The organism is Georgenia sp. TF02-10 (assembly GCF_022759505.1).
GTDB lineage: Bacteria > Actinomycetota > Actinomycetes > Actinomycetales > Actinomycetaceae > TF02-10.
Genome location: NZ_CP094289.1, coordinates 1,349,331 through 1,370,064, shown reverse-complemented (window position 1 = coordinate 1,370,064; position 20,734 = coordinate 1,349,331). Strand labels below are relative to the sequence as shown.

Below are 20,734 nucleotides of genomic sequence, written 5' to 3'. Positions count from 1 at the left end.
TCTCAGCCGGGCAGCGCCGGGTACCGGACGCCGGCCTCCACCGGCCGCCAGGAGGCGCCGTTGCGCTCGTAGAGCCGGCCCGACTCCGTGCCGAGCACCACCGACCGGTCCCCGCGCCCGGCGGTGAGCGAGGTGGCGCCGTCGACCGACGGCAGCCGGCGCGTCGGCCCGCCCACCGGCAGCAGGTGCACCGCGGGGCTGGTGTCGTTGCCGGAGGTGCCGAGCACGGCCACCGTCTGCTCGTCGACCCAGGCCACGTCCGTGGCGTCGGTGAGCCGCTCCCCCAGCCGGACCGGCTCGACGAGCGCGGTGGGCGTGCCGTCGCGGGAGCGGACCACCACCGCGACGTCCACCTGGACCGCGCCGGCCTGCTCCCACACCACCACGGCGCGGGCGCCCTCGCGGGAGACCCGCAGCGCCCGGACGGTGGCCCCGTTGAGCCAGGAGGCGTCCACGTCGGCCGCCTCCCCGCCCACGTGCACGGCGAGGAGGGTGCCGGTGGCGCGCGTGGGGCCGGTCCAGACCCAGTCCCGGCGGTCGACCGAGGGGGGCACGAGCGCCTGGCCCTGGGCCAGGACGACGCCGGGCTCCTCGGCGGTCGGGGCGGTCGTCAGCCGGTCCGGCCCGTCGAGGTAGACGGTGGGCGGGGCCGCGGTGGCGTAGCCCACCGCCGGGTGGCGGGGGTCGGCGCCGGCCATCCGGTCGCTGCCGGGCCGGGGGACCGCCTCGCCGCCGACGACGTCGACCAGCACGCCGTCGGCGACGCCGACCAGCGGGGCTGCGGTGTAGGGGTAGGCGGGCAGCTCGGGCTCGGACTCCGGCACCTCGTAGGGGGCGCCGGCAGCGGTGAGCTCCACCTCCTGCACGCCCGGGACGCCGCGCAGGGTGAGCTCGACCTGGGCGAGCAGCAGCGCCCGCTGGGAGGGGTCGGCGGCGAGGGCGTCGGCGGACAGGTCCACCCGGGCCACCCCGTCCTGGACCAGGACGGACTCCACCACCATCCGGGTGCCGGCCGGGACGAGGGTCACCACCCCGGGCGCGAGCCAGGCGGAGGGGCCCTCGAGCAGGCTGCGCACCAGCGCGGTGGCCTGGTTCTGCCGGGGGAACCAGCGCAGGTCGGGCACGACGGCGGTCAGGTCGGGGGTGAGGAAGTACAGCGGGGACGGGGCGTAGAGGGAGTCGAAGAACGCGGCGGAGAGCAGCACGCCGTCGTCGAGCTCGATGATGCGCCACTCGCCCTCGGGGTTGCGGGCCAGGGTGAAGTCGGCCTCGACGGTGGTCTCCGGGACGGACTCGGTGTAGTGCCCGGCGGAGTCGATCGACGCCTGCCCGGCCACGGTCAGCCGCACGGCGCCGTCGGCGGTCCGGGTGAACTCGGGGGTGTCGGTGTCGGAGTAGATCCGCACCTGCTCCAGGGGCTGCCACGTCTCCACCGCCGGCCCGGCCATGAACTCGCGGGCCACCAGGAACTCGTCGGAGTAGCCGGCGGCGGAGGCGGTCAGGAACCCCTCGACGATCTCCCGCGGGTTCGCGCCCTCCTGCGGGCCCTGGGCGTACAGGCCGATGCCCTGCTGGGCGGGCAGGTCCGGCTCGGAGGCGGTCACCGGGCCCGACCGCGGCAGGGACACGCACCCGGCGAGCAGCGCGCAGGCGAGGGCCAGCACCGCCAGCGCGCGGCCCCGGCGGCGCACGGCGCTCCCCCGGCGGCTCACGGCCCCTCCCCCGCGGGTTCGTCGGCACCGGCCGGGGAGCTGGCACCCGCACCTCGTGGGGCAGCGTCGGCGGCACGGCTCGCGTCCGGGCGGGCGGCGGCGTCCGGGCCTCCGGCGGCGTTCGGGCGAGCGGTTTCGGCGGCACGGCTGCCGTTCGGGCCGCTCGGGCCGGCCTCGCCGGCGCCGTTCGCGCCGGGCCCGCCGACGGCGCCCGGCCCGGTGCCGGCGTTCGGCCCGGTGCCGCCGCCGGGAGCGGGCAGCCCCGGCGGCACGGTGAGCCCCGCCGGCGGGAGCGTGACCAGGGAGGTGGCGCCCGCCGTCGGCACGAGCTCGCCCGGCCGCAGCGGGACCGGCGAGCGGCCCACCTCCGCCCCGGCCCGGCGGGGCAGGGTGAGCCGGAAGGCGGCGCCCAGGCCGGGCTCGCCCCACGCCTCCAGCCGGCCGCCGTGCAGCCGGGCGTCCTCGGCGGAGATCGACAGGCCCAGGCCGGTGCCGCCGCTGGTGCGGGCCCGCGCCGGGTCGGCCCGCCAGAACCGGTCGAAGACGTGCTCGGCGTCCTCCGGGCCGAGGCCCACCCCGTGGTCCCGGACGACCACGGCGACGGCGCCGTCCGAGCAGCCCACGGTGATGTCGATCGGCCGGCCCTCCCCGTGCTCGATGGCGTTGCCGAGCAGGTTGCGCAGGATGCGCTCGACCCGGCGCGGGTCGACGTCGGCCGTGCACGGCTCCGCCGGCGCGTGCACCCGGACCTCCGAGCCCTTCCGCTCGGCCAGCAGCGCGTCCAGGTCGACCACCCGGGCGACCAGGTCGCGGACGTCCCGCTCCTCCACGTCCAGGACGGCGGCGCCGGCGTCGAACCGGGAGATCTCCAGCAGGTCCGCGAGCATGGTCTCGAACCGGTCGAGCTGGGCGTGCAGCAGCTCGGCGGAGCGGCGCACGGCCGGGTCGAAGGAGCCCCGGGCGTCGTGGATGAGCTCCCCGGCCATCCGGATGGTGGTCAGCGGGGTGCGCAGCTCGTGGGAGACGTCGGAGACGAACCGCTGCTGGAGCCGGGAGAGCTCCTCCATCCGCTCGATCTGCCGCTGCAGCGAGGCGGCCATCTCGTTGAAGGACTCCCCGAGCACCGCCAGCTCGTCCCCGCCGCGGACCTCCATCCGCTCGTCAAGCCGGCCGTCGGCCAGGCGCTCGGCGGCGAAGGCGGCCTGCTGCACCGGGCGCAGCACCCACCGGGCGATGGCCCAGACCATCGCGCCGAGGACGAGGACGAGGGAGGAGGCTCCCACCGCCAGCACCCGCAGGACGAGGTAGACCGTCTCCTCCTCCGGGGCGAGGGTGTAGACGGTGTACAGCTCGTACTCCCCCGCCGCGGGCAGGGTGACGAGGGACCCGACGATGATGCCCGGCTCGTCCCCGGGCAGGCGGACCGGCTGCCAGTGCAGGCCGCCCTCGTCCACGACGGCGTCGCGCAGCTCGGCCGAGAGCACCTCCCGCGGGGCGGCGTTGGTGCTCGGCTCGGCGATGGTCACCGCGGCGGTGTTCTCCGGGGAGCGCATGAGGAAGGTGCCGACCGCGCCGGAGGAGGCGGTCTCCAGGGCGTCGACCCAGTCCACGACGACGAGCTGGACCTGCTGGGTGGTGGTGGCGGTCGCGGAGTCGAAGGTCTGCTGGGCGTCGCGGGTGCGCACGGCGGCGTCCTCGAGCATCTGCGTGACGCGCTCGTCGTAGAGGCTGTCCCGGATCTGGTTGGCGATGACCCCGCCGAGCACGGCGAGCGCGAGCGCGCCGCCGACGATGGTGGTGGACACCACCCGGACGATGAGCGAGGAGCGCCAGCGGCCCGCCAGGTCGGCGACCTTGCGCCGCAGCCGCACCCGTAGCGGGGTCCGGGCGGGCGGGCGGTAGGTCGTGGCCGGGCCGGCCGGGTGCGGGACGGACCCGATCCCGGGGGGCGGGGGGCCGACCTGCGGCGGGTCGGCGGCGCCGTCGGGCACGGCCACGGCCGGGGGCCTCACTCCTGCAGGGTACCTGCGCGGTAGCCGACGCCGCGGACGGTGACGACGACCTCGGGGTGCTCGGGGTCCTTCTCGACCTTGGCGCGCAGGCGCTGGACGTGCACGTTGACCAGCCGGGTGTCGGCGGCGTGCCGGTAGCCCCAGACCTGCTCGAGCAGGACCTCGCGGCTGAAGACCTGCCAGGGCTTGCGGGCGAGCGCGACGAGCAGGTCGAACTCCAGCGGGGTCAGCCCGATGGCGGTGCCGTCGCGGGTGACCTGGTGGCCGGCGACGTCGATCTCCAGGTCCCCGATGCGCAGCCGCTCGGGCTCGGGGTCGGGCTCCTCCAGCCGGCGCAGCCGGGCCCGGACCCGGGCCACCAGCTCCTTGGGCTTGAACGGCTTGGCGATGTAGTCGTCGGCGCCCGCCTCCAGGCCGGCGACGACGTCCATCGTGTCGGACTTGGCGGTGAGCATGACGATGGGCACGTCGGACTCGGCCCGGATGATCCGGCAGACCTGGATGCCGTCCAGGCCGGGCAGCATGAGGTCGAGCAGGACGAGGTCGGGCTGGACCCGCCGGAAGAGCTCGGGCGCGTCCGAGCCATCCGCGCAGAAGGTGGCCTCGAAGCCCTCGGCCTCGAGGACGATCCCGATCATCTCGGCCAGCGCCGTGTCGTCGTCGACCACGAGAAGACGTCCGCTCATGGCCCCATCGTCCCATTTCGGCCGCCCAGGTGCGGCAGCCGCGCCCGCCGCGGCGCGCGTGGGACGATGACCGCGGCAGGAGCACAGCCAGACCCGGGGAGACCAGATGTCCGGCACCGAGCCGGGGGACCAGCGCCCAGAGCACGACGGCGGTGAGCAGCAGCGCCCGTCGGCGGACGACGGCGGGCGCTACGGCCCGTACGCCCGGCAGGCGGCCGAGCCGCAGCCCGGCGAGCCGCAGTACGGGCAGTACGGCCAGCAGCCGCAGCGCCAGCAGCAACCGCAGTACGGCCAGTACGGACAGCCGCAGCAGACCGGGCAGCACGGCCAGCGGCCGCAGCAGGGCCAGCAGCAACCGCCGCAGTACGGGCAGTACGCGCCGCACGGCCCCCAGCCGCAGCCCCAGTACGGGCAGTACGGCCAGTACGGGCAGCCGCAGCAGCCCGGTCAGCCGGTGCCGCCGTCGGCCGGCGGCTGGGGGCAGCCGCCGGCCGGCGGGCAGTACGGGCAGTACGGGCAGTACGGCGGCGGCCCGGCACCGGCGGGCTTCGCCGGCGCGGTCCAGCCCGGGATCGTCCCGCTCCGGCCGCTGACCATCGGGGAGATCCTCGACGGCGGCTTCCGGGCCATCCGGGCCAACCCCAAGGTGATGTTCGGGCTGTCCCTGCTCGTCCTCGCCGTCGCCTCGGTGATCGAGACGATCATCCTCTACTTCCTCCTCGACGAGGCCAGCCCGTTCCTGACCGACCCGTTCGCCTACGACCCCGCGACCGACCCGTTCGCCCCCGGCGCCGACCCCTCCGAGGTCCTCGGGCTGAGCGCCGGCGCCCTGGTCTCCTCGCTGGCGGCCGGCGTGGCGGTCTGGGTCGCCTCGATCATCCTCACCGGGCTGCTCATCCTGTCCGTCAGCCAGTCCGTGCTCGGGCACCGGGTCAGCGTCGGCGAGGTCTGGACCCGGGCCAAGGGGCAGATCTGGCGGCTGGTCGGGCTGACCCTGCTGCTCGGCGTCGGCGGCGCGGTCCTCTTCTTCGTCGTCGTCTTCGCCTTCGCCGCGCTGATCGGCGTCGCGTTCGCCGGCCTGGGCCAGGACGCCCTCGGCGTCGCGGTGCTCCTGGCGGTCCTCCTCTTCCTGGCGGCCGTGGTCGTGGTGGCCTTCTTCGCGGTCCGGCTCGGGCTCGCCGCGCCGGCGCTCATGCTCGAGCGCAGCGGGGTGGGCACCGCGCTGCGCCGGTCCTGGTCCCTGACCGGCGGGCAGTTCTGGCGGATCTTCGGCGCGCTGGTCCTCGCGGCCCTCATCGTCTGGGTGATCTCGGCGGCCGTGATGGTCCCGGTGAGCATCCTGACCGCGTTCGGCGCGTACTCCGAGTCCGCCGTCGTCGGCACGGTCATCCTCTCCACGGTCATCTCGACCCTGGTCTCGGCGCTGACCACGCCGTTCCTGGCGGCGGTCCTGGCGCTGGTCTACATCGATGTCCGCATGCGCAAGGAGGGCCTGGACGTCGAGCTCGCGCGGGCCGCCGGAGCGGGCCGCGGTGCCTGACCTCGCCGGCTGGGCCGGGCTGTCCGTGCCGGTGGACCCGGACGCGGCCGAGGCGCGGGAGTGGGCGACGGAGGAGCTGGCCAACGCCGCCTACGACGACGAGCCGAGCCTGGTCGAGCGGGCGATCGGCTGGCTCGTGGACCTGATCGAGCGGCTCTGGGACCTCGGCGGGTCGGCGCCGCCGAGCCTCGTGCCCGTCCTGCTGGTCCTGGCGCTCGTCGGGCTGGTCGTGCTCGCCCGGGTCCTCGGCGGCCGGGTGCAGCGCCGCCGGGCCCCGACCGGGACCCGGTCGGTGGCCCTGTTCGACGACGCCCGCACCAGCGCCGACCTGCTGGCCGCCGCCGACGCCGCCGCGGCCCGCGGGGACTACGCCACCGCCGTCCTCGAGCGGTTCCGCGGCCTGGTCCGCCGGCTGGACGAGCGCGGCGCCCTGGACGACCGGCCCGGCCTGACCGCGCACGAGGCCGCCGGCCTGGCCGGTGCCGCCCGCCCGGACCTGGCAGCCGACCTGGGCAGGGCCGGCCGGCTCTTCGACGACGTCTGCTACGGCCACGCCGCGCCCGGGCCCGGGGAGGACGCCGCGCTGCGCGAGCTCGTCGCTCGCCTGGACCGCCCGGCCGCCGGCGCCGACCCGGCGCGCGGGCGGGAGGTTGTTCCGTGACCGGTGCCCCCACGGCCGGCGCACCCGCGGCCGGCGCCACCCCAGGCAGCGCCACCCCGGCCGGCGCCACCCGAGCCAGCACCACCCCGGCCGCCGACCGCCCGGACCCCGCGGCGGTCGGCACGCCCGACCCGGCCGAGGGATCCGCCGAGCGGCCGGGCCCCGGCCCCGCGCCGTCGCCGGCACCCCCGCGGGCGGGGGCGTCGTGGTGGCGCCGCCGGCGGGCCGCCGTCGGGCTCGTGGTCCTCCTCCTGGCCGTGGCGCTGCTGAGCTACGCCCTGGCCGGCCGGCCCTCCGCCCGCCCGCTGGCGCCGGACAACCCCCGGCCCGACGGCGCCCGCGCCGCCGCCCAGATCCTCCAGCGCCAGGGCGTCGAGGTCCGGCCCGCCAGCGCGCTGGCCGAGGCCACCCGGCTGGCCGGGCCCGGCACGACGCTCCTGGTCACCGACCTGCGCCGGCTCACCCCGGACCAGCGGGCGGACCTGGTCGCCACCGGCGCCGACCTCGTCCTGGCCGGCGACCCGTTCACCGACCTCGACGGCTTCGACGTCCCGCTGAGCACCTCCGGCGCCGGGTCGACCGAGCCGGTCGCCGCCCGGTGCCCGGACCCCGACGCCCGGGCCGCCGGCCGGGTGTCCTTCACCCAGGGCGCGGTGCGCGCCGAGGGGCCCGGCGCCGTCGTCTGCTTCCCGGTCGGCGACGACGACGCCGGCGCCTACGCGGTCTGGTCGGGGCAGGGCCGCACCGTGCGCTACCTCGCCGACCCACGGCTGATGATGAACGAGCACCTGGCTGCGGACGGCAACGCCGCGCTGGTGCTGCGCGCCCTGGGCCAGCACCGGGACCTGGTGTGGTTCCAGCCCCCCACCGCGGCCCCCGCCTCCGGCACCGGCACCGCCCCACCGGTGCCGCCCGCGGTCCTCGCCGCCGGCGCCGTGTTTCTGGCCGCGGCCGGGCTGCTCGCGCTGGCGCAGGGCCGCTCCCTCGGCCCGGTGGTCACCGAGGCCATGCCCGTCGTCGTCCGCGCCGCGGAGACGACCCGCGGCCGGGGCCGGCTCTACCGCCGCTCCCGCGCGCACGCCCACGCCGGCGCCGCGCTGCGGGCGGGCACCGCGAGCCGGCTGGCCCGGACCCTCGGGCTGCCCCGCTCCGCCGGCCCCGAACCCGTGGTCGACGCGGTCGCCCGCGCCACCGGCCGGGACCCGGCCGCCGTCGCCGACGCCCTCTACGGCCCACCACCGGCGGACGACGCCGCCCTGCTGGCGCTGTCCGCCACCCTCGACGACCTGGAAAGCGAGGTCCACCGATGACCCACCCCGCCACCCCGGCCCGCCCCGGCGGCAGCCCAGCCCCCGGCGAGGTGGCCGGCGCCGGCGAGGCCACCGGCGCCACCGCCGCGGACGCGCCGGCCGCCCCGCCGGCCGAGCCCTCCCCCGCCCGGGACCGGCTGGGCCGGCTGCGCGCCGAGGTCGGCAAGGCCGTCGTCGGCCAGGACCCGGCGGTGACCGGGCTGGTCATCGCGCTGCTCTGCGGCGGGCACGTGCTCCTGGAGGGGGTGCCCGGCGTCGCCAAGACCCTGCTCGTGCGCACCCTGGCGGCCAGCCTGGACCTGGACACCAAGCGGGTCCAGTTCACCCCGGACCTGATGCCCGGGGACGTCACCGGCTCCCTGGTCTACGACGCGCGCACCGCCGAGTTCTCCTTCCGGCCCGGACCGGTGTTCACCAACCTCCTCCTCGCCGACGAGATCAACCGCACCCCGCCCAAGACCCAGGCCTCGCTGCTGGAGGCGATGGAGGAGCGGCAGGTCTCCGTCGACGGCGTGCCCCGCCCGCTGCCCGAGCCGTTCCTGGTCATCGCCACCCAGAACCCGGTCGAGTACGAGGGCACCTACCCGCTGCCCGAGGCGCAGCTGGACCGGTTCCTGCTCAAGCTCCTCCTGCCCCTGCCCGAGCGGGCGGCCGAGATCGAGGTGCTGCGCCGGCACGCGGCGGACTTCGACCCCCGCGACCTGGCCGCCGCCGGGGTCCGCCCGGTGGCCGGCGCGGGCGACCTGGCCGCGGCCCGGGCGGCGGTGGCCGGGGTGCAGGTGGGCCCGGAGGTGCTCGGCTACGTCGTGGACCTGGTCCGGGCCACCCGCTCCTCGCCGTCGTTGTCCCTCGGCGTCTCGCCCCGCGGGGCGACGGCGCTGCTCGCCACGGCCCGGGCGTGGGCGTGGCTGCAGGGCCGGGGCTACGTCACCCCGGACGACGTCAAGGCCCTCGCCCACGCCGCGCTCCGGCACCGGGTCCAGCTGCGGGCCGAGGCCGAGCTCGAGGGCGTCACCGCCGAGACGGTGCTGGACGGGGTGCTCGCCACCGTGCCGGTGCCGCGCTGATGGTGCCTACCCCCCGGGCGGCCCTGCTCGCCGCGCTCGGCGCCGTCCCGGCCGCGCTGTGGCCGCGGGCCAGCACCGTGGCGGTGTGGGTCGGGCTCGTCGTCCTCGCCTGCGCGGTGGACGCGGCGCTGGCCGCGCCGCCGCGCCGGGTCGCGGTCGCCCGGCAGGCCCCCGGCTCGGTCCGGGTCGGGGAGCCGGCGACGTCGGTCCTCACCGTGACCAACCCGGGCCCCCGGCCGCTGCGCGCGCTGGTCCGGGACGCCTGGCCGCCGTCGGCCGGCGCGGCCACCGACCGGCACCGCGTGCGCGTCCCGCCGGGCGAGCGGCGCCGGCTGCGCACCACCCTGACCCCCACCCGGCGGGGCGAGCGCCCGGCGCACCTGGTCACCGTCCGGTCCGTCGGCCCGCTCGGGCTGGCCGCCCGGCAGGCCTCGCTGCCGGCACCGGCCACCGTGCGGGTGCTGCCGGCGTTCACCGCCCGCCGGCACCTGCCCTCCCGGCTGGCCCGGCTGCGGGAAATGGACGGCCGCACCGCGGCCACCGTGCGCGGCCAGGGCACCGAGTTCGACTCCCTGCGCGAGTACGTCATCGGCGACGACGTCCGGGCCATCGACTGGCGGGCGACGGCGCGGCTGCACGACGTCGTCGTGCGGACCTGGCGGCCGGAGCGGGACCGGCGGGTGCTGCTCGTGGTCGACTCCGCCCGGCTGTCCGCCGCCCGGCTGGGCGACGCCCCGCGCCTGGACGCCCAGATCGAGGCGGCGCTGCTGCTGGCGGCGCTCGCCGCCCGGGCCGGGGACCGGGTGGACCTGGTCGCCGTCGACGACCAGGTCCGGGCCCGCGTGACCGGCCAGCACGGCCCCCGGCTGCTCGGGGCGCTGGCCGCCGCGCTGGCGCCGGTGGAGCCGTCCCTGGTGGAGATCAGCTGGTCGGCGGTCACCCAGGTGGTGCGGGACATGCTGTCCCAGCGGGCCCTCGTCGTGCTCCTCACCGCGCTGGAGCCGGCCGCGGTCACCGCCGGCCTGCTGCCGGTGGCGCACGCCCTGACCCGGGACCACACGGTGGTCCTGGCCTCCGCCGCGGACCCCGAGGTCGCGGCGCTGCGCCGGGACCGCGGCGACGTCGACGCGGTCTTCGACGCCGCCGCGGCCGAGCGGGCGGCGCTGGAGCGGGCGGCGGCGGCCGGGGCGCTGCGGCGCCGGGGCGTGACGGTCATCGAGGCCCCAGCCGAGGAGCTCGCCCCGGCCCTGGCCGACACCTACCTGGCGCTGAAGGCCGCCGGGCGGCTGTGACGGGCGGTCGTCCCGGCGGTTCGCCGGGCGCGGCCCCGCGTAAGGTCGCCGGCATGGAGCAGGTGCGGGTGGACGTTTGGCTCTGGGCGGTGCGGGTCTACAAGAGCCGCTCGCAGGCCACCGCCGCCTGCCGTGCCGGGCACGTCCGGGTGGGCGGGGAGCGGGCGAAGCCGGCCACCACCCTCCGGGTCGGCGACGAGGTGGTGGTCCGCGGCGGCGAGCGTGAGCGGGTGCTGCTCGTCCGGGAGGTCCTGCACAAGCGCGTCGGGGCACCGGCCGCCGCCGCCGCGGTGGTCGACAACAGCCCGCCGCCGCCCCCTCGGGTGCTGCAGCCGGCCCTGCCCCGGCGCGAGCGCGGCGCCGGCCGCCCCACCAAGCGCGAGCGGCGGGAGATCACCCGGCTGCGCGGGCACTGAGGCTGCGGCCACGGCAGGACCGCCCAAGGCTCGGCCCCGGATGCCCGGCCTGGCCGACCACCCGACCCGGGTGCCCGACCTGCCCGGCCGGCCGCCCCGCCGGCGCGCCCGGCTCAGCCGGCCTGGGCGAGCACGTGGCCGGCGACGTCCTCCCGGAGGTCCCCGGTCTCCCCGGCCACCACCGCCCGCCGGCCGAGCACCAGGGTGTACGTCCAGTACCCCGCGAGGACGGCCGCGCCGATGGCGATCTTCGCCGCCGTCGGCAGCGCGGACGGCGTGACGAAGCCCTCGACCAGCCCCGAGACGGCCAGCACCAGGACCAGCCCCACGGCCACGATGACGAGCGAGCGGCCCTCCTCGGCCAGCGCCCGGGACCGGGTGCGCCGCCCCGGCACGAGCGCCGTCCAGCACAGCTTCAGCCCGGTGCCGCCGGCGATGAAGATGGCGGTGAGCTCCATCAGGCCGTGCGGGAGGATCAGGCCGAAGAAGACCGGCAGGCTGCCGTAGGTCGCCATGATCGCCCCCGCCCCGCCGACCCCGACCGCGTTGGTGAACAGCACGTAGAGCGGGAAGACGCCGGTGATGCCCAGGCCGATGCACTGCGCAGCGATCCAGGCGTTGTTCGTCCAGACCTGGGCGGCGAAGTCCGGCGCCGGGTAGTTGGAGTAGTACGCGGCGAAGGCCTCCTCGGCGTACTCCGTCAGCTCGGCCGGGGAGCCCAGCCCGGCGAGCGCGGCCGGCGTCGCGGCGGTGTACGCCCCGACGACGACGGCGAGGCCCACCCAGGCGACCATCACCCCCACCGTCCACCACCGCACCCGGTAGAACGCGGCGGGCAGGTGGGCGGTGAAGAACCGGCCGACGTCGGTCAGGCGCAGCTCGTGGCTGCCCGCCACCCGGCCGCGGGCCTGCCCGACGAGGGTGGACAGGCGCCCCACCAGGTGCGGGTCGGGGGCGGCGGTGCGCACCGCGGACAGGTGCCCGGCGGTGGTCTGGTAGAGCCGGACCAGCTCGTCGACCTCGGCGCCGGTCAGGCGCCGCTGCCGGGTGAGGGTGGCCAGCCGCTCCCACTCCGGGCCGTGCACGGCGGCGAAGGCGTCGGCGTCCACGCCGTTACCCTGCCACACATGGCCACCACGCCCGCGGGCGCCACCGCCCAGGACGCCCTGGCCCGGGCGCGGCTGAACGAGGACCTGATCATCACCGGCGAGGCCGTCGCGCTGGAGGTGCGGCCGGCGTCGGTGGGGGTGCGGATCCTCGGCGCCCTGCTCGACGCCCTCACCTACGGCGTGGCGGCGGTCCTGCTCCTGGTCCTCGCGGCCCGGGTGCTGACCGGGCTCAACCCGGCCCAGCTCGGGGTGGTGCAGGTGGCGACCTTCGCCGTCGTCCAGGTCCTGGCCCCCACCGCGGTGGAGACCCTCACCCGGGGCCGGTCCCTGGGCAAGCTCGCCACCGGCACCCGGATCGTGCGCGACGACGGCGGCCCGGTGCGGCTGCGGCACGCCCTGGTCCGGGCGCTGGTCGGGGTGGGCGAGCTGTGGCTGACCGCCGGGGCGGTGGCGATCACCTGCTCGGCGGTCAACGGGCGCGGCAAGCGGGTCGGGGACCTGCTCGCCGGGACCTACGCGGTGCGGGTCCGGGAGGGCGCCCGGCGCCGGCCGGCCTTGGTGATGCCGCCCGAGCTCGCCGGCTGGGCGGCCCGGGCCGACATCCGCGCCCTGCCCCCCACCGTCGGCCTGGCCGCGCACAGCTTCCTGGCGCGGGCCGCCGGGATGGCACCGGCCGCGCGGGCCGAGCTCGGCGCGAGCCTGGCCGCCCAGGTCGAGCCGTTCGTCGCCCCGCCGCCGCCGTGGGGCACGCCCCCCGAGCGGTTCCTCACCGCGGTGCTCGTCGCCCGGCGGGACCGGGAGGAGGCCGTCGGGCTGGCCGCCCGGGAGCGGGACAGCGCCGAGGTGGCCCGGGTCGGCCGGCTCCCGCACGGGCTGGCGGACCCGCCCTGAGCCGGGGCGGCCGGGGCGGCCGGCGGGACCGTGCGGCATCGGCCGGGGACGTGTGCTTACCCTGGGGCGCCGCCCGGCGGTCGAGCGGGTCGGCAGGCAGGAGAGGAGCCGCGGTGACCAGCACCAGCACACCGGCGGCCGGCACCGCCGCGGCGGTCCGGCCCCACCCCCACCGCCCCCACCGCCGCACACTCGCCCGGCGGCTCGTCATCACCGCCGACGACCTGGGCCTGGACGAGACGACCAACGCCACCATCGTGGACCTGCTCCGCGCCGGCCAGGTCTCGGCCACCACCCTGATGCCCGTCGCCCCGGCCGCCGTCGACGGCGCCCGCCGGGCCCGGGCGGCCGGCGTCGAGCCGCACCTCCACGTCACGCTGACCAGCGCCCGCGAGTTCCGCCCGTGGCTACCCCTGGCCGCCGACGTGCCGAGCCTGACCGACGACGACGGCGCGCTGCACCGCTCCCCGGCCACCCTCGAGCGCCGCGGGACGGCGGAGGAGGTGGTCCGGGAGATCACTGCCCAGCTCGGCTGGATGCACCGCGCCGGCCTGCGGCCCGCCGCGATGGACTCCCACTCCGGGACGCTGTACGGGATGCACGGCCGCTCCTTCGCCGAGGAGGCGGTGCGGCTGTGCGCCGAGCACGGCCTGGACCTGCGCGTCCCCCGGCGGCTGAGCCCCGTCCTGACCGCGACGCTCGGCCCCCGGTTCCGCCGCGCGCACGCCGAGGCCGTGGTCATGGCCGACGCCTCGGGCGTCCGGCTGCCGGAGGTGATGGCCAGCTGCTGGCTGCCCGGGCGGATGCTCTCCGCGTACGGCCAGCTCCGGTCCGCGGTGCTCGCTCAGCTGCGCCGCCTGCCGGCCGGGACCTCCGAGCTCGTCGTCCACCCCGCCCCGCCCGCCGCCGCCCGCCGGCTGCGCCCAGCCGAGGGCCGCAAGCGGGTGTGGGAGCTGCGGCTGCTCCGCGACCCCCGCTTCTGGAACGCGCTGGCCCGGGAGCGGATCGACGTCGTCCCCGCCTGGTAGCCGCGGCGGCGGGCTGGGAAATCAGCTTGCGGAAGGCCTGGTGTCGTGTGGAGTGTCACCGCGGTTCCTCGGTGGCGGAGAGCGGAAGCAGGACGAGGGACATCATGGTCCTGCCGGGCCGGTACTGGTGCTGGGGCGCGACGCCGGGGCCACATGTCGCGGACCCCAACCCCTCCTGTCCCGCATCGAGGTGAACCCACAGCCGCTCCGGCTGAGGCAGCTCGTGTCGATGCCTCGCTGCCGCGATCGTCGGGATGTCCCACATTCGCACCGTGAGATCCGTTCCGGTCTCGGCGACGATCCCCAGGTCACCGGACCCGGTTCGGATCCTGGCCCATCGCATCTCCTTCCTGCAGCCGTCTTCCTGTGGGACGACGTACGGCGTCTGGAGGGACGCCACCGTGCCGGACCATCGACCGACCTGTACCGCTTGCCGGGAGTCGGGGTAGGCCTCTCCGGGTCCGTACCCGAACCACTCGACGTGCACATTGCTCGGATCCGGCTCGAGCAACCCCAGGGTGAACCCCAGGCGCGGCACCGTGCCTGGCCAACGGCCCTCGGGACGGATGTCTAGCCCGATCCGGACCCCCTCATGACCGTCGACGACGACGGCGCTCCACCGGTGCAGGACTCGGAACCCGCACGCGGACGCGGGGCCTGCGACTCGTGAGTGGACGACGACGGCCCCGGTGTCGTCGATGTGGACGCCGTCCACGCGGTGACGCAGGTCCGAAAGACCGGCTGCGGTCCACGCGGCTGCGGCCGAGAGCGGACCTCCAGCGAGATCGTTCTCGGTCGGCGGGCGCCACGCATCGACATGGGCGGCCACCACATCGTTGTCACCGAGCTGCGTGAGAATGCCGCGGGCGTCGAGGCGCGCGGGACCGACGGCATAGCCCTCATCGACGGCGCGGGCGGGGAGCGCCTGACGCACCGCCTCGGCCGGGAACACATCGAGGAGCAGCTGGCCGCGGCCTACGACGTGACCCTCTGCGGCCCAGTCGCGCTCGTCGACCCCTGCTTCCACGCAGAACCAGGTCTCCGCCCTGGCGCCCGGCATTCGTCCGGGCTGTCCGTGAGCAGCTGCGGCGGCTCGTCGGGCGCCGGCGGGGACGTCCACCTCGACGTGCTGTCCGGGCGCGAGCTCGGGCACGTCGAGGACGCCCTGGGCGATCACTGCGCCGTCGCGCTCCACCCGCCATGCGAAGTTCACCGACGCAGTGGTCAGCACTTCCCACCGGTTGCGGATGCGGATGCGGAGAGTTTTCCCGTCGGCCCTGGTGATCCGCAGCGGTGCGTTGACGGCAGCGAGTTCGACCAGTCCGGGCGATGGTGTCCGGTCGGGGAAGAGGAGACCGTCGATGATGAAGGACCCGTCGTGGAGCGCCTCCCCGAAGTCACCGCCGTAGCCGAAGTAGGGCACGCCGTCGTCGGTCGTGGTCTCGATGCCGTGGTCGATCCACTCCCAGACGAAGCCTCCCTGGCAGCGCTCGTGCTCTTCGAAGAGCGCCTCGTACTCAGCAAGACCACCCGGTCCGGTGCCCATGGCGTGGGCGTACTCGCACAGGATGAACGGCATGGCCCTCCGGCCGGCGTCGGCCTCGTGGTCGACGAGCGGTGGCTCGGCGCGGCGTCCGACGGCGTCGACCTCGTCCGCCGAGGCGTACATGCGCGACCACACGTCGACCTCTGCGCACTCCTGGTCGGGCTCGTAGTGGACCGGGCGGGAGTCGCGTCGCTTCACCCACTGCGACATCGCTGCGATGTTCCTGCCCCGACCGGCCTCGTTACCGAGGGACCACATCACGATGCTCGGATGGTTCTTGTCCCGCTCTACCATGCGGCGGACCCGGTCGACGTACGCAGCCTCCCACCGCGGGTCATCGGACGGATTCCCGACCCAGCCCTCCAACTCGTAGCCGTGTGTCTCGAGGTCGCACTCGTCGACCACGTACAGGCCGTGGCGGTCGCACAGCTCGAGGAAGTGCGGGTGCGGCGGGTAGTGGCTCGTGCGGACCGCATTGAGATGGTGGGCCTTCATGAGGAGCACGTCCTGCTCCATGACCTCCGCCGTGACGGCACGGCCCATGCGGGGGTGGAACTCGTGGCGGTTCACACCGCGGAAGAGGACGCGGTTGCCGTTGACACGAAGGACGCCGTCCTCGATCGCCACTCGTCGGAACCCGACCGCGAGGAGCGCCGTCTCCCCCGCGCTCCGTATCTTGAGGTCGTAGAGTCGCGGCACCTCGGCGGACCAGGGCTCGACCTCCCGGCGCACGACGACGCCCGGCTCGACGTCCACGGCGAGCTCAGGGATCACCACCCGGACCTGGTCGGCGTTGGTACCCGCGCCGGTCACGGCGACCTCGATGGTGCCGATACCGGTGGCTGGGGCGTAGTCCGTGCGGACGTCCACGTCGGTGATCCCGTCAGCGGGACGGTACAGCAGAGTGACCTCTCGGAAGATGCCGGAGAGCCACCACTGGTCCTGGTCCTCGACGTAGCTGCCTGTCGACCACTGGTGCACCCGCGCGGCCACCAAGTTCTGGCCTTCACGCAGGTGGTCAGTGACGTCGAACTCCACAGGGAGCCGGCTTCCGGTGGACCACCCCACCTCGGTTCCGTTGACCGCCAGCACGAGGGAGGAGTCGACACCCTCGAAGCGCAGGACCCACCGACCGTGGGCAGATGCCCCGATCTCGTCCGCCGTGAGCAGGAGATCCGTGCGGTACTCACCGGTTGGGTTCTCGTCCGGCACCCGGGGAGGGTCGAGCGGGAACGGGTAGCGGAAGTTCACGTAAGCCGGTGCGCCGTGGCCGGCGAGCTGCCAGTGGCCGGGCACGGGCACCGCGCCCCAGTCAGTACCAGGGTCATCCCAGGTGACGCCGGTGTGCGCCGCGGGGAAGAGTCGGAATCGCCAGGCACCGGACAGGTCCCATCGAGGCGCGTCGGTCTTGAGGAAGGAGCGGGGCGGGAGCGCTCCGACGGTCTCCGGCACGAGGGCTGCGGGAACGGATGCGATCGAGGTCATGGAGGAGGCTTCCCTTCTGAGACGGTGCCGGCAGCGGCAAGCCGGGCGGAAGTGGCCGACGGCGCGCCCTCCGGGTCGGGGACGACGCGCGGCGCTGGCGGGGGTGCATCGATCCGGATGAGCCAGGAGGTTGCCTGCCCTTGCGGGTCGATCCTCAACCCCTCGATGAGCTCGGCGCCCGAGAGCTCGACGGAGGTGTGGCCCTCCAGGAGCGGGACGTCCGCCGGGTCGGCGGCCGGACCGAGCAGAGTGAGACGCCAGCGCGCCGCAGGGTCGAGACCTCGCGGTGCCAAGGTGCACCCCTCGGGCGCGCCGTCGAGTCGGAACGCGGCCACGATCTTCGTCTCTGACCCGTCGAGCTGGAAGGCGGGGAACCGCTCGCCTCCGCCCTGCCGTAGGGGTTGGTCTGTGAGCGGCCGGATGACCGCGCCAGCGCGCACGAGGGGCGCGATCTCGTCCCGATACGTCGTGAGGTGCTGAGCCAGGCGTCTGCGCAGCTCGGCGGAGAGGTCGACGAGCCGGTAGGACACCCCGAAGCGGTGCAGCATGACGGCACGGAGCGCCTGGTCGAAGGTGGGCGCGTCGAGGGAAGCGAGGTCGAGGTTCTGGCAAGGGTGGAACCCTCGCCACTGCGACTCCGACCAGTGCAGGACGGCTCGCGCAGGCAGCATCCGTGCGGCCCCCCACAGGAGCTGGAGGTGGAACTCCGTCCAGTCCGGATCCGAGAGGAACGCGCAGTGCACCCGGGACAGGAGGCCGAGGTCGATCCGCAGCCCGCCCGAGGAACAGGCCTCCAGGAGCAGGTTCGGGTGTGCAGTGCGAAGCTCGTCGAGCAGCCCGTACAAGCCGCGGTAGTGCTCGTACAGCCCGTCGCCGGAGCCGTGGCCGTGGTCGGTTCGGGAGCACCCGGCGCCGGGGTCGAGGTTGAAGTCGAGCTTCAGCCACCTAGCCCCGGTCCGGGCCACGAGCCGATCGAGGACACCTCGCACGTGCTCACGGCCGGCGATGGATCCGAGGCAGACGTACCCCAGCCAGCCGGGGTCGTTCGGGTCGAGCGGGCTGCCCGGCGGGTCGTCGTCGCGCCTGGCCTGGATGCCTGGGAGGTCGCGCCGGACCTGGGCGTCCGGCCCGATGGCCTCCGCCTCGATCCAGACGCCGAATCCGAGTCCGAGCTCGTGGACGCGTCGAGACGTCTCGACGAGGCCGCCCGGGAAGCGTGCGGTGTTCTCCCTGTCCCAGTCCCCGCGTTCCCTTTCCCAGAAGGTCTCGGTGTCGGGGCGACCGAACCATCCGGCGTCGAGCGTTGCGACGTCGAGCCCGAGGTCGCGGGCGACGACTGCGTTGGCCACGAACGTCTCGGCGTCGATCTCTGCGTCCTCGTACGGCCACCAGTGGTTCCACTCGACGGGCATGGTGTGCGTCCAGGCGCTCTCGGGCACAACCCACCTGTGGACCGCGGTAGCCAGGGCCGCACCGGCCTCGTCCAGATCATCGCCCCACGCGAGGTACACAGCGGGGGCGCTGAATGGCACGTCCCGGCTGACCTCCCGGTGGAAGCGCCAGGAGCTGATCCCGGCGGTGAGCTTGAACCCGTCGGTGGCGTCCCCATCGATGTGTACCGTCCAGTTGCCGCTCCATGCCGGGGCGACCACGAGTGCGCCGTGCTCCGCGGAGACGAGACCGATCCACGGGTGAATGCCCTTGGACGACCTGCCCGTGCGAACGCCGAAGGTCATCGGCGCCTCGACCGGTGCCGTCCGTGGAAGGAACTCGTCGCCCCAGTCCGAGGCAAACCATGAGGCATGCCACGGTCCCGGCAACAGCTGAAGTCGCACGGTCGGCAGGTCCGAGGTGACCACCGCCCTGCCGTCGTCCGGCCCGAGGGCGCGCATCGCGCAGCGCAGCACCCTCGACTCTCTCGTCCCGATGTCCAACGTCTCCACCGACCGGTGCTCCACGACGTCGTCGGGCATGTGCAGCGGCGTGGTCTCGAGCACGCCTGGGAACGACAGGCGCGTGATGGAGGTTGTGCCGCGATGTTCGGTCATCCCTTGACCGACCCCGAAACGCTCACGCCCTGCAGGAACTGCTTCTGGAACACGAGGAAGAGCACGATCGGCAAGACGCTGGCGATGAGCATGCCCGCCATCACGAGTTTCAGGTCCGCTGAACGCTCCGCGAAGCTCAGGGCGACCGACAGTGGCCAGCGTTCTGGGTCGGGGAGTGCGAGCAACGGCCACAGGAAGTCCTTCCAGGCGGCAATGAAGGCCAGCAAGGAGATCACCCCGAGGATCGGTCGGGAGAGCGGCAGCACGATGCTGAAGAAGACACGTAGCGGCCCGGCGCCGTCGACCCGCGCCGCATCGTAGAGCTCGCTGGGAATCGTCTCGAAGTACTGCTTGACGATCAGCACATTGAAGGCGCTAACCGACGCCGGGAGCCATACCGCCCAGAACGTGTTGATGGCGGATATACCGAGGAGCGGCAGGTCGATGATGGTCAAGTACAGCGGGACCAAGGCAATGATGCCCGGGACGAACAAGGTGGCCATGACGGCAACATTGAGAACTGCGGCGTACCGAGGCTTCAGAACGCCGAGCACATAACCGCCGGTCGTCGCGATGAGTAGCGAGAAGAACGTCACTCCCAGCGCGATCGCGAACGTGTTCCACGTGTACTGGTCGATCTTGATCGACGTCCACGCCCGGGCGATGTTCTCGGGATAGAACCCGCTCGCCCACCACCCGAGCGGTTCGCCCAGGATATCCTGGGTGGTTGACGTCGCCGCCTTGACCAGCCAAGCGAGCGGGAAGATCCCGACGAGAACAAGCAGCACGAGGAAGATCGACTTCCAGGCTGCCACCACCACCCGGGTCCCCGGGCTGCGCAGGTCGTTGTCGCTGATCAGTGTGCGTTCGGCAACGGTCGGCGAGGTCGCCGAGCGCCGTCGGGTCACGCGGTGCACCAGTTGACTCACTTTGCCCACCTCCTGGTTGCCCACAGGTACAGACCGGACAGGCCGGCGAGCGCGATCGCCAGGAGCACGCTGATGGCAGCGGCTCCGCCGTAGTCGCCTTGCAGGAACCGGCGGTACACGAGCATGAGGATCGTCAGCGTGCGGTTCTCTGGGCCGCCGTTGGTCAGGAGGAACGGCTCTGTGAAGACCTGGAACACCGCGATTACCTGAAGAAGCATGAGGATGAGGATCGTCCCCCGAAGCTGCGGGAGCATGACGTGCCAAATTCGCTGCCACACCGATGTGCCGTCGACCTCGGCTGCGTCGTACAGCTGGCGGTCGATTGTCGTCATCGCGGCGAGGTAGATGATCACGGTGGAGCCCGCACCTGCCCATGTGGCAGCGAGCACGAGAGCCGGCATCCCGGTGGCCGGTTCCTGCAGCCAGCCGACAGGCTCGACACCGAACCACCCGACGATCGTGTTGATGAGTCCGTCAGGCCCGGGCAGGTAGAAGCGCTTCCAGAGCAGGATCGACACCACGGGTGGGATGACCACTGGGAGGAACGCGACGATGCTGGCGAAGCGCTGCCCACGGCGCATCTCGGAGATGGTCGCCGCCGCCAAGAGGGGGACAGGAAAGCCGAAGAGAATCCCGAGGGCCGCGTAGTAGCCGGTGTTGAGGGCGGCCTGGCCCAGCAGAGGGTCGTTGAGGATTCGGACTATGTTGTCCAGACCCACCCACCGGGTGGTGATGAGATTCGTTTCCTGGAAGGTCAGGATGACCCCGTTGATGATGGGCCACCAGCTGAAGTAGGCGAAGCCCAGGACCATCGGAAGGGCGAAGAGCAGCGTCGGGACGCCGCCTCGGCGGACCCACCGTCGGACCCCGGCGAACCAGCGAGGCGATCCGTTCGGCTGTGGGGGCGACGTGCCGGGCACGTCCGCACGGCACGTCTGAATCGTGGTCATTGGACTCTCCTGTCCTTTTTCGCCCGCCCGTGGGGAGGGCTGGCGAGCAGCA

Annotated in this window: 16 protein-coding genes and 1 pseudogene; 8 read left to right on the top strand and 9 right to left on the bottom strand. The window is 74.8% G+C overall.

Annotated elements, in window-relative coordinates; all coding sequences use genetic code 11:
- Positions 1–2 precede the first annotated feature (2 nt).
- The 3 genes from MF406_RS06150 to mtrA are packed head-to-tail and all read right to left on the bottom strand — an operon-like array spanning position 3 to position 4,410.
- Positions 3–1,712, bottom strand: a complete 1,710-nt coding sequence (locus MF406_RS06150) for an LpqB family beta-propeller domain-containing protein (RefSeq protein WP_242897080.1) — start codon at positions 1,710–1,712, stop codon at positions 3–5.
- The gene (gene mtrB, locus MF406_RS06145) at positions 1,709–3,724 is read right to left on the bottom strand and encodes an MtrAB system histidine kinase MtrB (RefSeq protein ID WP_242897079.1); all 2,016 of its coding nucleotides are present in this window, start codon (positions 3,722–3,724) and stop codon (positions 1,709–1,711) included. The genes MF406_RS06150 and mtrB overlap by 4 nt, the downstream gene beginning before the upstream one ends.
- Complete coding sequence (mtrA, locus tag MF406_RS06140) at positions 3,721–4,410, bottom strand: MtrAB system response regulator MtrA (RefSeq protein WP_242897078.1); 690 nt, start codon at positions 4,408–4,410, stop codon at positions 3,721–3,723. The genes mtrB and mtrA overlap by 4 nt, the downstream gene beginning before the upstream one ends.
- Before the next feature lie 106 nt (positions 4,411–4,516).
- Here mtrA and MF406_RS06135 point away from each other — a divergent pair, with 106 nt between their 5' ends.
- The 6 genes from MF406_RS06135 to MF406_RS06110 are packed head-to-tail and all read left to right on the top strand — an operon-like array spanning position 4,517 to position 10,696.
- Entirely contained in the window at positions 4,517–5,950 is a 1,434-nt protein-coding gene (locus MF406_RS06135) for a glycerophosphoryl diester phosphodiesterase membrane domain-containing protein (protein ID WP_242897077.1), read from the top strand.
- Entirely contained in the window at positions 5,943–6,611 is a 669-nt protein-coding gene (locus tag MF406_RS06130) for a DUF4129 domain-containing protein (RefSeq protein ID WP_242897076.1), read from the top strand. The genes MF406_RS06135 and MF406_RS06130 overlap by 8 nt, the downstream gene beginning before the upstream one ends.
- Positions 6,608–7,921, top strand: coding sequence for a DUF4350 domain-containing protein (locus tag MF406_RS06125; protein WP_242897075.1), 1,314 nt, complete (start codon positions 6,608–6,610; stop codon positions 7,919–7,921). Before MF406_RS06130 ends, MF406_RS06125 begins: the two co-directional genes overlap by 4 nt.
- The gene (locus tag MF406_RS06120; RefSeq protein ID WP_242897074.1) at positions 7,918–8,988 is read left to right on the top strand and encodes a MoxR family ATPase; all 1,071 of its coding nucleotides are present in this window, start codon (positions 7,918–7,920) and stop codon (positions 8,986–8,988) included. The genes MF406_RS06125 and MF406_RS06120 overlap by 4 nt, the downstream gene beginning before the upstream one ends.
- Positions 8,988–10,280: a DUF58 domain-containing protein gene (locus MF406_RS06115; RefSeq protein ID WP_242897073.1), complete on the top strand. Its 1,293-nt coding sequence runs from the start codon at positions 8,988–8,990 to the stop codon at positions 10,278–10,280. The genes MF406_RS06120 and MF406_RS06115 overlap by 1 nt, the downstream gene beginning before the upstream one ends.
- Before the next feature lie 53 nt (positions 10,281–10,333).
- Entirely contained in the window at positions 10,334–10,696 is a 363-nt protein-coding gene (locus MF406_RS06110) for an RNA-binding S4 domain-containing protein (RefSeq protein ID WP_242897072.1), read from the top strand.
- 113 nt (positions 10,697–10,809) lie between these two features.
- Here MF406_RS06110 and MF406_RS06105 read toward each other — a convergent pair whose 3' ends face one another.
- The gene (locus MF406_RS06105; protein WP_242897071.1) at positions 10,810–11,805 is read right to left on the bottom strand and encodes a stage II sporulation protein M; all 996 of its coding nucleotides are present in this window, start codon (positions 11,803–11,805) and stop codon (positions 10,810–10,812) included.
- A gap of 18 nt (positions 11,806–11,823) precedes the next feature.
- Between MF406_RS06105 and MF406_RS06100 the strand changes: the two genes are divergently transcribed.
- Together MF406_RS06100 and MF406_RS06095 are read left to right on the top strand one after the other, a co-directional pair.
- Entirely contained in the window at positions 11,824–12,696 is an 873-nt protein-coding gene (locus MF406_RS06100) for an RDD family protein (protein ID WP_242897070.1), read from the top strand.
- Between the two features lie 113 nt (positions 12,697–12,809).
- Entirely contained in the window at positions 12,810–13,724 is a 915-nt protein-coding gene (locus MF406_RS06095; protein WP_242897069.1) for a carbohydrate deacetylase, read from the top strand.
- Between the two features lie 55 nt (positions 13,725–13,779).
- On the opposite strand, the gene MF406_RS06090 is transcribed toward MF406_RS06095, so the two are convergent.
- From MF406_RS06090 to MF406_RS06075, 5 genes and pseudogenes are all read right to left on the bottom strand, one after another.
- A complete protein-coding gene (locus MF406_RS06090; RefSeq protein WP_242897068.1) occupies positions 13,780–16,140 on the bottom strand; it encodes a glycoside hydrolase family 2 TIM barrel-domain containing protein in 2,361 nt (786 codons plus the stop codon).
- Positions 16,141–16,170: 30 nt separating this feature from the next.
- Positions 16,171–16,755: pseudogene (locus MF406_RS19050) on the bottom strand (sugar-binding domain-containing protein); the annotation flags it as partial.
- Positions 16,752–18,752: an alpha-galactosidase gene (locus MF406_RS06085; protein ID WP_242897067.1), complete on the bottom strand. Its 2,001-nt coding sequence runs from the start codon at positions 18,750–18,752 to the stop codon at positions 16,752–16,754. The pseudogene MF406_RS19050 and the gene MF406_RS06085, both read right to left, overlap by 4 nt.
- Before the next feature lie 47 nt (positions 18,753–18,799).
- A complete protein-coding gene (locus MF406_RS06080; RefSeq protein WP_242897066.1) occupies positions 18,800–19,732 on the bottom strand; it encodes a carbohydrate ABC transporter permease in 933 nt (310 codons plus the stop codon).
- Positions 19,729–20,682, bottom strand: coding sequence for a carbohydrate ABC transporter permease (locus tag MF406_RS06075; protein WP_242897065.1), 954 nt, complete (start codon positions 20,680–20,682; stop codon positions 19,729–19,731). The genes MF406_RS06080 and MF406_RS06075 overlap by 4 nt, the downstream gene beginning before the upstream one ends.
- Between the last annotated feature and the right edge of the window lie 52 nt (positions 20,683–20,734).